Genomic DNA, 12,707 nt, shown 5'->3' with positions numbered 1-12,707 from the left:
AGGAAAACCGTGCCTGATTAGACACGGTTTTCAAGCTATTAATGAGTTTTACATTTTTCATATAAGTTTTCTTTTTTCAGAACATCGATTAACGTCTCTCCCATAACGGAAGGAGTTTCAGCCACTTCAATTCCACACTCATTCATGACACGGATTTTCTCATCAGCTGTTCCTTTGCCACCGGAAATAATAGCGCCTGCATGGCCCATACGCTTTCCTGGAGGCGCAGTACGTCCGCCGATAAACCCTACGACAGGCTTAGACATATTGGCTTTCACCCACTCTGCAGCTTCTTCTTCAGCTGTTCCGCCAATCTCACCGATCATAATGACAGCTTCAGTATCACTATCTTCATTGAAAGCCTTTAAAACATCGATGAAATCTGTACCGTTAACTGGATCTCCGCCGATACCAACAGCCGTGGACTGTCCAAGACCTGCTTCAGACAACTGATGTACAGCTTCATAAGTCAAAGTACCAGAACGGGAAACTACGCCTACGTGGCCTTTTTTGTGGATGTAGCCAGGCATAATTCCAATCTTACATTCATCAGGAGTAATGACACCCGGACAGTTCGGTCCTACAAGTCTAGTTTTCTTACCTTCCATAAACCGTTTCACTTTCACCATGTCAAGTACCGGAATATGTTCAGTAATACAGATTGCCAAATCAAGCTCCGCATCTGTCGCTTCCATAATGGCATCAGCAGCGAATGGTGCTGGAACGTAAATAACGGAAGCGTTGGCACCTGTTTTTTCTACGGCTTCAGAGACCGTATTAAACACAGGAATCCCTTCTACTTCTGTACCGCCTTTACCAGGTGTTACCCCACCTACGATTTGTGTACCATATTCGACCATTTGCTTCGTGTGAAAAAGGGCTGTTGAGCCAGTAATCCCTTGCACAATTACTTTTGTATCTTTATTAATATATACACTCATTCCATTCCCCGCCTTTCTACTTTACTAGTTCTACGATTTTTTGAGCACCGTTTGCCATGGAGTCTGCTGAAGTAATGTTCAATCCGGATTCATCGAGAATTTTCTTCCCGGCTTCAACATTTGTACCTTCTAATCTAACGACCAGCGGCAGTGTCAAGCCAATTTGTTTCGTCGCTTCAACTACACCTTCCGCAATGATGTCACACTTCATAATTCCTCCGAAAATGTTCACAAAAATTCCTTTAACATTATCGTCAGAAAGAATGATTTTAAAAGCTTCTGTAACCTTTTCAGTAGTTGCTCCACCACCGACATCCAAGAAGTTTGCCGGATCACCGCTATAGTGCTTGATCGTATCCATCGTAGCCATAGCAAGTCCTGCGCCGTTGACCATACACCCGATGTTTCCATCTAGAGCAATGTAGCTCAAGTCAAAATTAGAAGCCTCCACTTCTTTTGGATCTTCTTCATCAAAGTCACGAAGGTCTGCAATATCTTTTTGACGATATAGAGCATTATCATCGAAATTCAATTTAGAATCTAAAGCCAATACATTTCCATCACCAGTAGTTACCAGCGGGTTGATTTCCGCAATGGAACAATCCTTCTGAACGAAAACATCGTATAGGCCAAGCATAAATTTAACCGCTTTACCTACTGCTTCCTTTGGAATATTAATGTTGAAAGCTAGACGACGCGCCTGGTAAGGAGTCATTCCGGTTACTGGATCAATGACTTCTTTAAAGATTTTTTCCGGAGTTTTCTCAGCGACTTCTTCGATTTCTGTACCGCCTTCTTCAGAAGCCATCATCGTCACTTTACTAGTTGCACGGTCTAATACTAAGCCGACATAGTACTCACTTTTAATGTCACAGCCTTCTTCGATGAGTAAGCGCTTAACTTCTTTACCTTCAGGACCGGTCTGATGGGTTACAAGCGTTTTCCCCAGTATTTCATCAGCGTATGTACGCACTTCGTCAAGATTTTTAGCAATCTTAACTCCACCGGCCTTGCCTCGTCCGCCTGCGTGGATTTGCGCTTTCACTACAGTGACACTGCTATCCAACTTCTTAGCCGCTTCTACAGCTTCATCTACAGAATATGCCACAAAGCCTTTTGGCACTGGTACACCAAAATCGCTCATAATTTGCTTACCTTGATACTCATGAATATTCATGTTTCATCCTCCCATCAAATTTCACTGCATTTTCATTGTATAAAAAAATGTCATCAATTGTCCACAGTAAGCTGTTCATCTGTCGAAAAATTCAAACTAGTTCACTTACACAACATTATGTAAACAAGCGTTTAATTTTTACCTGCTTTTTGATCTGCTTGATATATGAAGGCGAAAACTTCTGCCACCACATGGTAAAGTTCTTCGGGTATCTGCTCATTAATATTAAGCTGGGACAGTAATTCAACCATAGTTGGGTCCTCCTGTACGGGAACCCCTTCTTCTTTAGCTTTCTCTAATATTTTATCAGCGACAAACCCTTTTCCTTTTGCCTTGATTTTAGGTGCAGTATGTTTAGTTGAATCGTATCCTAGTGCTATCGCTTCTTTTCTCTTCTGATTCATATCCGGAAATCCACTCCTGTGTGTTCTGAATTCACAAAACTCGCTGCTTGATTTAATGGATGTCCCCCTTTTACATTAATGGAGAGCAACGAATATCCCAGCTTTTCCAATCCTATTTCCAAATTCCCTTTATGCTCCTTGGTCAGGATAGGTGTCATTTCGTTTTCATTATAAACCGTCAAAGTAACTTGCCGCTTCACAATCATTAAATCAATGACAGTTTCTTTTAAATGCTTTAAATCTAAATAGAAAAGTATGTGACAGGAGTCAGGATCGATTATTCCTTCATTGTTCTTTTTTCCTTCAATATTTACGTAAGCATCCTGAGAAATTGAAGGAATATGAAAAGCCAGCTGCAGCATTTGCCCATGATCTTGCTGGGAAGTCAATTGCATTCCATTCAAGATGTTCAGCACCTGCTTTAGAACTTCAGGTTTTGTGCTCATCACAGATTCATCTTGTAATCTTTGTACAACTAAGGATTTCAAAGTTGATTCTCTTTGAACGCTTACATTTTGTTGAACATCCCTATGTATGATGGCCTCATCGTTGATACCTGACAGGTGCAGCATTGCTTTTATTTTCAATAGAAAAGCTTCCTTCGTAAATTCAGAAGCAGTAGGCTGAGCTTTGAACGCCCATTCTACCAATTGCGGGCGGACACTCTCTGGCATTTGTTTTTCTAAAAGGGTTTGAAGCTTGCCGACTATTTCTCTTGATAATTCAACAGGCCTTGACCCGTTAAGTGAAAAAAGCTGATCGAGCTGCTTTCGTAGAATTGTAAAATCTTGACCAATGTGATGTTCCAACTTCTTAAATACTAGAGTATCTGCGAGGTTTTGATGTAAAGCTTGAAATCGATTTACAAAATCGGAAGAGAGGTTTGCTGAAGAAAGGTTCATCGCTTTCTCAGCTTGAGTCAGCCAATTTTTCAATGAAAACAATTCTCTGCTTGAACTAGGGAGCTGAGCTTTAAATACATTGTTTACCATTGTAGGTAGCAATCGTTGTGATGGCAAAGCAGGAAATGGAGACTCACTCCCCTTTTTGATAGACTGTAAAGCGTCATCCAATGTTAAGGCACCATTGGACTGCCCTCTCCACTTGGAAACCTCTTGTTGGAACTTTTCAAAACTGAGTTCAGGTGAGATAATCTCAGCTTTTTGCAAAAAAAGGAACGTGTTTCGCTTATTGATACTTGTTTCATGAAGAAGTCGACTGCTCAGCGATTGCAGCAAAGTGACCGGAGAGGATTTTCCTCCGAGGATTCCTATTATTTCTTTAAGGCGTTGATCTCCAGTGTTTACTAAATTCCTATCTTGAGTAAGCACCGAAGATAGGCTTTCACGTGAGGACAATGCTAAAAAAACACTTTCTTTCATAGGCATTTGGTTTCGGAGTATGTGAGTGATGACATCTTTAGTTCTCGATCGTCCGCCAAATTTCCTGAATAAATTTAAAGCTTGAAAAACTTCATCTTTTGTTGGAGAAGCGCCATTTTGAAACAAATGACGAAGCATCTCCACATTCTTTTCAGAGGGTTTTGACCCTGCTTCTTTAATTAGAGAGCGCATCCATTCAACGGAAAAAGGCTTTTGTGATACTAAGCTAAGATGAGGTAGTTCATTCGTCGCCGTTACTTGAAGCACGTAACGCTCTCCTTTAGTCAATGGCATTTCCAATTGAGCTTTCACTTGTGTACCACCCATGTTTAGAATCGCTTGATTTTTGGGCAGAATCTCACTGATTTTCGCAGAAATCAATTGTCCTTTTTTCATCGAAGGTGTTTTTCCAGCATTGGGAAATTGGTGTAAAGATTTGAAAAGTGCACTCACTGTTGGATTCATATACATTTCCTCCTAAGAAGACATGCTTGCCTTTACAGGAGAAAAGCTTCTCCTGTGATGAGGGGTAGGCCCATGCTTTTTTAACGCATCAAGATGATTTTTTGTACCATATCCTTGATTAGAATGGAAATCATAAGATGGATAGGTCTCGGCTAATTCCTGCATCATACGATCACGGGTTACTTTAGCGATAATGCTTGCAGCAGCGATAGAGACACTCTTTTCATCCCCTTTTATTAGAGACTGCTGAGTACACCCTGCATCACTTAAACTCATGGCGTCTATTAACAAATGATCAGGGCGGTCGGTAAGATTCTCTACCGCTCTATTCATCGCCAGTTTTGTTGCATTATAAATATTGATTTCATCAATTTCCTGACTTGATACAATACCTACCCCAACCTCTGCATGCTGATTGATATGGATAAAATATTCTTCTCTTTTAGATAGGGATAATTGTTTGGAATCGTTAATTCCAGGCAGGTAAAAATTATCTGGCAGGACTACTGCGGAGGCAACTACAGGACCTGCAAGAGGACCTCTTCCAGCTTCATCAATTCCAGCAATACACAATTTCCCTTGTTGTTTACTTACGTTTTCGTGATGCATCATCTCTTGAAATTTTCGTTTCAGCAATTGCTGCTGCTCCGCTTTTTTATCATATTGGGCAATTAGTTTTTGCACACCTTTTCTTTCATCTTCCCGAAAAGTCTTCAACTCTTCTTCACTAAGAGATTCATTTTCAAATTTATTCTTAAGATCCTTGATGGTATATGTAAATTCCACAGTATCACTCCACGTTAGTTATATCGGTATTTCAATAACATATGTAAATAAGAAAAAACGCAAGAGGATATTTTCCACATTGCGTTTTCCAGCTTAATCTGGTCTTTCAAAGCTAATCAATCCAATTTTACCGGACCGCAAGTCCTGGAGAATGACATCAGAGGTCTGTTCAAAATTGATCACTCCACCTGATTCAAGACATCCTCGTTTTTTTCCGATTTGTTCAAAAGCGAACATAATGTCATCATATGATTTAAATCCATACCTTTGTTCCAGCAATTCAGGATAATGGCTGCTCACGTAATCTAAAATATAGGCAGCTACATCTTCTTTAGGAAGTATGGTGTCTTTGATTGTACCGATCGCAGCTAAACGATAGCCGATTTCTTCTTCCTCGAACTTCGGCCACAAAATACCTGGTGTATCCAATAACTCAAAGTCTTTTTTCACTTTGATCCACTGCTGTTTCTTAGTTACTCCTGGCTTATCTCCGGTAATTGCTGTCTTCTTGTTCGCTAGACGATTGATTAAAGTGGATTTCCCTACATTAGGAATCCCTAAAATCATAGCACGAAGGGCACGGGGTCTTACGCCTCTAGCTTGCAGCTTTTCCATTTTAGATTTACCTAATTCCTTTGCAAGATGAATCACTCGCTGAATATCTTTCTTATTGTTAGCTTCAATAGCTAATGCTGCTATATTTTGTTCATTATAATATTGAATCCATTGTTCAGTAATTCGCGCATCTGCCAAATCCTTTTTCATTAGAACGACCATTTTCGGTTTATTCTGCAGCAGCTGGTGAAGAACTGGATTTTCTGAAGAATGAGGAGCCCTTGCATCAACTAGCTCGATCACAAAATCAACCAGTTTCAGCTTTTCTTCAGCTTCTCTTCTTGCTTTGGCCATGTGGCCTGGATACCATTGAATCGTCATAATTTTCCTCCTTAGTTCACGAGGCCGATTCTGTTGAAAGGCCAATAAGTAAACAACCCGACTCCTACTAACTGATCGTAAGACACCATTCCGATTGCGCGACTGTCAGTGGAATTGTCACGGTTATCTCCTAATACGAGAACATGGTCTTCAGGAACTTCAGAGTGTCCTCCGGGAAGCTCGTCTATTGTGAAATCTTCAGTTACTAATTCACCCTCAGCGGCTTCCTCTTTACTATCTTCCAAGTAAGGCTCTTCAACCACCTCACCATTGATATAAAGCTCATCACCCTGCATTGCTACCTCGTCTCCAGGCAGCCCTATCACACGCTTTATAAAATCCTGCTGATCACTGGCGTGGAAAACAGTCACATCAAACCGATCAGGTTCCCCTAAAGAATAATTGATTTTACTCACAATTAAATGATCACCATCATGCAAATTAGGCGACATCGAAGGACCTTCTACAATAACAGGCGCAAATAAAAATACACGAATAACAATAGCCAATAACGCAGCTATCGCTAAAGCCTTCACCCATTCTAACCATTGTTTCTTCATACAAGTAGCTCCTTTAAAAGAAATGCGGAGGCGTCTTGACAGCCACGACACGCATAAGCAAGCTCCCGGAGTGAAGCGCTCTTCCTTCTCGCAGGGATCGCTTATGTCACGAAGGCCTGCCCCTCGCAGCTGGACAATCGAAATGCGGAGGCGTCTTGACGGCCAAGACACGCTTTACAGTGAGAAATATGTATATTTTTAATTAGAAATTTAGAAAAAAGGAGCTTGACGAATGCAAGCTCCTTTCTACTAAATTAAATAATTTCTTTAATACGTGCAGCTTTACCGCGTAGATTACGCAAGTAGTATAGCTTCGCTTGACGTACTTTACCACGACGGGAACGTTCAATTTTAGCGATTCTTGGTGAATGTACTGGGAATGTACGCTCAACACCAACGCCGTAAGAAATCTTACGTACTGTAAATGTTTCGCTGATTCCTCCGTTTTGACGCTTGATTACAACACCTTCGAATACCTGAATACGTTCACGGTTACCCTCGACAACCTTCACGTGTACTTTAACAGTGTCACCTGGTCGGAAGTTCGGGTGGTCTGTACGAAGCTGTTCCTTCGTAATGTCATGAATTAATTGTTGCATTTTCTTCACTCCTTCTTAACTAATGCTCATATCTTCTAAGAGAAAGCGGAACATCGTTCTAGGCACAAACCGTACGTTTGAGCACAACTGATAATATACCATAGAAAGCTAAATTCTGCAACAGGTTGCAGATCATTTCCAATCGTCCAGCCACTTTCTTTCCTTAGAGGTCAATTCCCGATCCCTAAGCAAATCAGGACGCCTGAGGAATGTTCTTTTTAGAGACTGATAATGACGCCATTCATCTATTTTGGCATGATTGCCAGAAAGAAGTACGTCGGGGACTTTATGTCCTCTGAATTCCCGCGGCCTCGTGTAATGCGGATGCTCCAGCAATCCGTTTGAGAAAGAGTCTTGTGGTGCTGATTGCTCATTCCCTAATACATCGGGCAATAACCTGACAACTGAATCAATCACTACCATGGCTCCTAATTCGCCACCTGTTAATACATAGTCGCCAATAGAAATCTCATCAGTTACAAGCTCTTGTCTAACTCTCTCGTCATAACCTTCATAATGACCGCACAAAAAGATAAGATGATCTTCTTTTGAAAGCTCCTCAGCTTTTTTCTGGGAGTAAGGCTCACCTTGAGGGCACATGAGCACAACTCTCGGGTTTGATTGCTGCTTAGACTTTGTCTGCTCAACTGCATCAAAAATTGGCTGTGGCGTTAACACCAGTCCTGCTCCACCGCCATAAGGGTAATCATCCACTTTTTGATGCTTATTGTCTGTGTACTCCCTGAAATTGACTGTGTTGTAAGTGAAAGCACCTTTTTCTTTGGCACGCTTCATTATCGACTCATCCATCACCCCAGAAAACATTTCAGGAAATAACGTCAGGATATCGATATGCATCAGTCTAGCAGCCCTTCTATTGGATCGATCGTAACTTCTTTAGATTCAGTGTCAATATCTTTGACAACATCCTCTATATAAGGAATGAGAAGATCTTTAGCACTTTCACGCTGCACGACCCATACATCATTAGCCCCCGGGGTTAATATTTCTTTTACTACTCCAAGCTTTTCTCCTGAAGTCAAATAAACCGTAGAACCTATAATTTCATGAAAGTAAAACTCATGTTCGTCCAGTTCCTCATGAACACTAGAAGACACTTTCAAAAAGCCATCACGATATTCCTCTACATCATTTATAGAATGATGACCTTCGAAGGTTACCAAATCGAATCCTTTATGGACCCTATGGCTTTTCACTACAAGTTCTACCAGCGGCTTGTCCTCGCTCACCCAATATAACTGCTGTCCGGGCCGGAAGCGCTCATCGAAATCTGTGATACGACGAACCTTCACTTCCCCTTTAATACCATGAGTATTAATGATTTGTCCTACATTATACAATGGATCATTCATTTTAAATCTACCTCGCTCGTATGACAATTCCATCTTTAATTACAATTTGACGATCTTTTAACAGTTCATCGTAATGATCGCCTTCTTCTATATTTACAACGGTTTCTACTTCGTCAACTTTTAATTCCTGGCCATCTTGCAATGTCTCTAGCTGAGACATCTGATATTGCAGTCTCTTCATTCTTTCCTTACGGAGATGGATTTCTTTATTAAATTTTTGACGAATTTCCGTTAAGTTATACTCTTTGTTACGTTCTACCTTCTTCTGTTCAAACATCAATTGCTGGCATTCATTCTCTAGTTGTTCATACTTCTTATTAAAACGATCCTTCAATGCTTGTCTGCTCGTTTCCGTTAAGATCTGCTTGACGGGTATTCGTTTGATAATTTGCATGGAATTCCTGCCTCATATTAATTTTATTTAAAAACAGACTCAGATCAGTCTCTGTTGTGATGTCTATACAAAAACTCTTTAATGATACCCCTCATTCTATGATAAAGGAATAGCGGAACAAACAAAACTGAGTATTTTACAATACTGCCAAATTATTGCGTAACTTATTTAAAAATTAAGGTGTAACATAGATTATAAAAAAAAGGGAAAGGTTAGCCCTCTCCCTCTCTCTTCACATGATATCCAAATAGATTCTTTTTTTTGAATCAGAGCCTGCTGCATAAACTACCGTCCGAATAGCCTTTGCTATTCGACCGTTCTTTCCAATCACCTTACCAACATCTTCGTTGTGAACTGTTAAGTGATAAACAATCTTATGATCTTCTTCCTTAACGTTAACTTTGATCTCTTCTGGATGATCTACAAGCGGTGTAACGATTGTTTGAATCAAGGCTTCCATGGTATCACACTACTTTACTTATTGTTTTTTTTGTCGTGGAATTGCTTCATGATTCCTTCGTTTGAAAACAGGTTACGAACAGTGTCACTTGGCTTAGCACCATTAGACATCCAATCCATAGCTTTTTCAGCATCGATATCAACATGTACTGGGTTAGCTACAGGATTATAAGTTCCAATTTGTTCAATAAAACGTCCATCACGAGGTGCACGTGAATCAGCTACTACTACACGATAAAATGGGTTACGTTTTGACCCCATACGCTTCAGGCGAATTTTAACTGCCATATTTAACAACCTCCATTATAATTCATAAATGTTTCACACAAGTTTAGATTCTAGCAGATGTTTCGATGTGTGTAAAGGGTTTTTACATTACATAAAAGGAAATTTCATTCCTTTACCCTTTTTCCCTTTGGTGTTACTCATCTGTTTCATCATTTTTTTCATATCCTCAAACTGTTTAAGCAGCCTGTTCACTTCTGATACGGAACGGCCGGAACCTTTAGCTATCCGTTTCTTACGGCTTGCGTTCATAAGAGAAGGGTCTTGACGTTCCTTTTTAGTCATCGATTGAATAATCGCTTCGACGTGGACAATCTGTTTGTCATCAAAAGATGCGTTCTGCAGCCCCTTCATTTTATTAGCACCTGGGATCATATTGATCAACTCGTCTAAAGGCCCCATGTTTTTAACTTGGTCCATCTGCTCAAGAAAATCTTCGAACGTAAAGGTGGCATTGCGCATCTTTGACTCCATGTCTTTCGCTTGCTTTTCATCCACCTGTGTCTGAGCTTTTTCTATAAGCGTCAGCATATCACCCATACCTAAAATCCGGGAAGCCATCCTTTCAGGGTGAAACGGCTCTAGCTGATCCAGCTTTTCGCCCATACCAGCAAATTTAATTGGCTTACCAGTCACTGCTTTAATTGATAAAGCTGCGCCGCCTCTCGTATCGCCGTCAAGTTTAGTCAACAGAACTCCGGTTATATCGAGCTGATCATCAAAACTTTCCGCAACATTCACGGCGTCCTGACCTGTCATGGCATCCACGACAAGGAAGATTTCATCTGGGACTACAGCTTCTTTAATACGCTGTAATTCTCCCATTAATTCTCCATCGACATGAAGACGGCCGGCTGTATCGATAATGACATAGTCGTGATGTTCTTCCTTAGCTTGCTCTACTGCTTGTTTAGCAATATCGACTGGATCGGCTTCAGTGCCTTGAGAGTGAACAGGCATATCCAATTGACGTCCAAGAGTTTCTAATTGCTGAATAGCTGCAGGTCGATAAATATCTGCTGCAGCAAGTAAAGGCTTACGATTGTAACTCTTACGTAAAAGATTAGCTAGTTTCCCAGTGGTAGTTGTTTTACCTGCACCTTGAAGTCCTACCATCATGATGACCGTTGGTGGACGTTTGGCTACGGCGATTTTACTTTCTTCTTCCCCCATTAAATAGGTCAGTTCTTCTTTAACTATCTTAATAACTTGCTGTCCAGGAGTTAAACTCCCCATGACTTCTTGTCCTACCGCACGCTCTCGGATTTTTTTTACAAAGTCCTTTACGACTTTAAAATTAACATCCGCTTCTAAAAGAGCAAGCCTTACTTCCCGGCTCATTTCTTTTACGTCTTGTTCAGATACTTTTCCTTTTCCTTTGATCTTCTGTATCGATTGTTGTAAACGGTCGGATAAACCTTCAAACGCCATCGAAGGAACCCTCCTATTCTAAGTCTTGTAATTGTTGAAGCCATTTCTGGATACTCTTTTGCTCGACTGGCTTGTCTGAGGTTTTCTCGATTTCACGAAAAACTTGCTGGCGTTTTTCGAATTTATCATACAAGTGGAGCTTATTTTCATATTCTTCTAGCATGGCTTCTGTCCGTTTAATGTTATCATAAACAGCCTGCCTTGAAACATCAAAGTTCTCCGAAATCTCGCCTAAAGAATAATCCTCTAAATAATAGAGCTCCATATAGTTGCGCTGCTTTGGAGTGAGTAAGGATTGATAGAAATCAAGTAAATAATTGATTCGTGTCGTTTTCTCAAGCACGTTCTCATCACTCCTTGTTAAGTGAATTGCCTTTACATTAAAATACTACCTGAGATGTTCAGCCTGTGTCAAGACTCCAGTTCTGAAGATTCCTCTTCATCGATCATATCAGCGAAAAGACCATACACAAAGGCATCGGCATCAAATCTCTCCAGGTCAGTCACTTTTTCACCAAGTCCTACGAGCTTCACTGGAATTTTTAATTCATTTCGTATTGCTAAGACGATTCCGCCTTTAGCTGTTCCATCAAGCTTCGTGAGAACGATGCCAGATACATCAGTAGCTTCTGCGAATGTTTTCGCCTGGCTCATCGCGTTTTGTCCAGTCGTTGCATCCAGTACGAGAAGCACTTCATGAGGGGCATCAGGGATTTCTCGTTCAATGACGCGTTTGACTTTGGACAGTTCATTCATAAGATTGACCTTATTTTGCAGTCGGCCGGCCGTATCACAAATCAAAATATCTGAGCCTTTAGACTTCGCCGATTTTATACCATCAAAAATAACTGCTGCCGGGTCACTGCCTTCACTATGTTTGACAACGTGAACGCCGGCGCGTTTGCCCCATTCATCCAGCTGATCAATAGCCCCCGCTCTGAAAGTATCGCCCGCTGCAAGTGTCACTTGCTTGCCTTCAGATTTAAGTTGATGAGCAAGCTTTCCGATCGTAGTCGTTTTCCCAACCCCATTAACGCCGACGAACAAATAAACGGTAAGACTGTCATCGTTTACTTTCAGCTCTTCAATGTCCTCTTGATCGTCACCGTAATACAATTCAACAAGTTTCTCAGAAATGACTTCCTTTACATGTTTAGTATCCTTAATATTACGTCGTTTCACTTCCATTTCCAGCTCTTCGATTATTTCCATTACCGCATTGACGCCGACATCCGCTGAAATCAATACCTCTTCCAATTCCTCAAAGAAGTCCTCGTCCACTGTTCTATAACGCGCAACTAGATCATTGATTTTTGTAGAAAAAGAATTTCTTGTCTTAGCGAGTCCATCTCTGAATTTCGTTGCAATGGAGGCTTCCTTCTTTGCTTCAACCAGATCTTCTGAAGGCATTTCTTCCTCAACTTCAGGTTCATTAAAGTAGTCTTCAGGCATTGATAACAATTCAGGGTCAAGGGGTTCTTCAACCTCAATTACACTTTCTTCGTCTTCTATTTC

16 protein-coding genes are annotated in these 12,707 nt (G+C 40.8%); all 16 read right to left on the bottom strand.

Translation table 11 applies throughout. The features are described from left to right. Positions 1–38: 38 nt before the first annotated feature. A complete protein-coding gene (gene sucD, locus O2Q26_RS00470; RefSeq protein ID WP_253935162.1) occupies positions 39–941 on the bottom strand; it encodes a succinate--CoA ligase subunit alpha in 903 nt (300 codons plus the stop codon). A 16-nt stretch (positions 942–957) separates the two neighbouring features. Next, the gene (gene sucC / locus O2Q26_RS00465) at positions 958–2,118 is read right to left on the bottom strand and encodes an ADP-forming succinate--CoA ligase subunit beta (protein WP_289214095.1); all 1,161 of its coding nucleotides are present in this window, start codon (positions 2,116–2,118) and stop codon (positions 958–960) included. Positions 2,119–2,249: 131 nt separating this feature from the next. Continuing rightward, on the bottom strand, positions 2,250–2,522 hold the full coding sequence (locus O2Q26_RS00460; RefSeq protein ID WP_289214094.1) for an EscU/YscU/HrcU family type III secretion system export apparatus switch protein: 273 nt from the start codon (positions 2,520–2,522) through the stop codon (positions 2,250–2,252). Further along, positions 2,519–4,369 carry a TP0910 N-terminal domain-containing protein gene (locus O2Q26_RS00455; protein ID WP_289214093.1) on the bottom strand — a complete coding sequence of 617 codons (1,851 nt, stop codon included), beginning with the start codon at positions 4,367–4,369 and terminating at the stop codon, positions 2,519–2,521. The genes O2Q26_RS00460 and O2Q26_RS00455 overlap by 4 nt, the downstream gene beginning before the upstream one ends. Before the next feature lie 12 nt (positions 4,370–4,381). Continuing rightward, positions 4,382–5,155: a ribonuclease HII gene (gene rnhB, locus O2Q26_RS00450; protein WP_289214092.1), complete on the bottom strand. Its 774-nt coding sequence runs from the start codon at positions 5,153–5,155 to the stop codon at positions 4,382–4,384. A gap of 93 nt (positions 5,156–5,248) precedes the next feature. Continuing rightward, the gene (gene ylqF, locus O2Q26_RS00445) at positions 5,249–6,091 is read right to left on the bottom strand and encodes a ribosome biogenesis GTPase YlqF (protein ID WP_289214091.1); all 843 of its coding nucleotides are present in this window, start codon (positions 6,089–6,091) and stop codon (positions 5,249–5,251) included. Positions 6,092–6,102: 11 nt separating this feature from the next. After that, positions 6,103–6,651 (bottom strand): signal peptidase I, encoded by a 549-nt coding sequence (gene lepB / locus O2Q26_RS00440; RefSeq protein WP_289214090.1) that lies wholly within the window; start codon positions 6,649–6,651, stop codon positions 6,103–6,105. A gap of 254 nt (positions 6,652–6,905) precedes the next feature. Next, positions 6,906–7,250 (bottom strand): 50S ribosomal protein L19, encoded by a 345-nt coding sequence (gene rplS, locus O2Q26_RS00435; protein WP_253935155.1) that lies wholly within the window; start codon positions 7,248–7,250, stop codon positions 6,906–6,908. A gap of 132 nt (positions 7,251–7,382) precedes the next feature. Beyond that, entirely contained in the window at positions 7,383–8,108 is a 726-nt protein-coding gene (trmD, locus tag O2Q26_RS00430) for a tRNA (guanosine(37)-N1)-methyltransferase TrmD (protein ID WP_253935154.1), read from the bottom strand. Then, positions 8,108–8,623, bottom strand: a complete 516-nt coding sequence (gene rimM, locus O2Q26_RS00425; RefSeq protein WP_289214089.1) for a ribosome maturation factor RimM — start codon at positions 8,621–8,623, stop codon at positions 8,108–8,110. Before rimM ends, trmD begins: the two co-directional genes overlap by 1 nt. 7 nt (positions 8,624–8,630) lie before the next feature. After that, positions 8,631–9,017 carry a YlqD family protein gene (locus O2Q26_RS00420; protein WP_289214088.1) on the bottom strand — a complete coding sequence of 129 codons (387 nt, stop codon included), beginning with the start codon at positions 9,015–9,017 and terminating at the stop codon, positions 8,631–8,633. Between the two features lie 232 nt (positions 9,018–9,249). Next, positions 9,250–9,477 (bottom strand): KH domain-containing protein, encoded by a 228-nt coding sequence (locus O2Q26_RS00415; protein ID WP_253935151.1) that lies wholly within the window; start codon positions 9,475–9,477, stop codon positions 9,250–9,252. A gap of 14 nt (positions 9,478–9,491) precedes the next feature. Further along, a complete protein-coding gene (gene rpsP, locus O2Q26_RS00410) occupies positions 9,492–9,764 on the bottom strand; it encodes a 30S ribosomal protein S16 (protein WP_253935150.1) in 273 nt (90 codons plus the stop codon). Positions 9,765–9,851: 87 nt separating this feature from the next. Continuing rightward, a complete protein-coding gene (gene ffh, locus O2Q26_RS00405) occupies positions 9,852–11,192 on the bottom strand; it encodes a signal recognition particle protein (RefSeq protein ID WP_289214087.1) in 1,341 nt (446 codons plus the stop codon). A gap of 13 nt (positions 11,193–11,205) precedes the next feature. Further along, positions 11,206–11,535, bottom strand: a complete 330-nt coding sequence (locus tag O2Q26_RS00400; protein WP_289214086.1) for a putative DNA-binding protein — start codon at positions 11,533–11,535, stop codon at positions 11,206–11,208. 68 nt (positions 11,536–11,603) lie between these two features. Beyond that, positions 11,604–12,602 (bottom strand): signal recognition particle-docking protein FtsY, encoded by a 999-nt coding sequence (gene ftsY / locus O2Q26_RS00395; RefSeq protein ID WP_390216580.1) that lies wholly within the window; start codon positions 12,600–12,602, stop codon positions 11,604–11,606. Positions 12,603–12,707 lie beyond the last annotated feature (105 nt).

Origin of the sequence: Halobacillus campisalis, from assembly GCF_030345335.1 — a bacterium.
Lineage (GTDB): Bacteria > Bacillota > Bacilli > Bacillales > Halobacillaceae > Halobacillus_A > Halobacillus_A campisalis.
The sequence above is the reverse complement of the archived record's forward strand: the minus strand, read 5'-3'. Positions and strand labels throughout refer to the sequence as shown.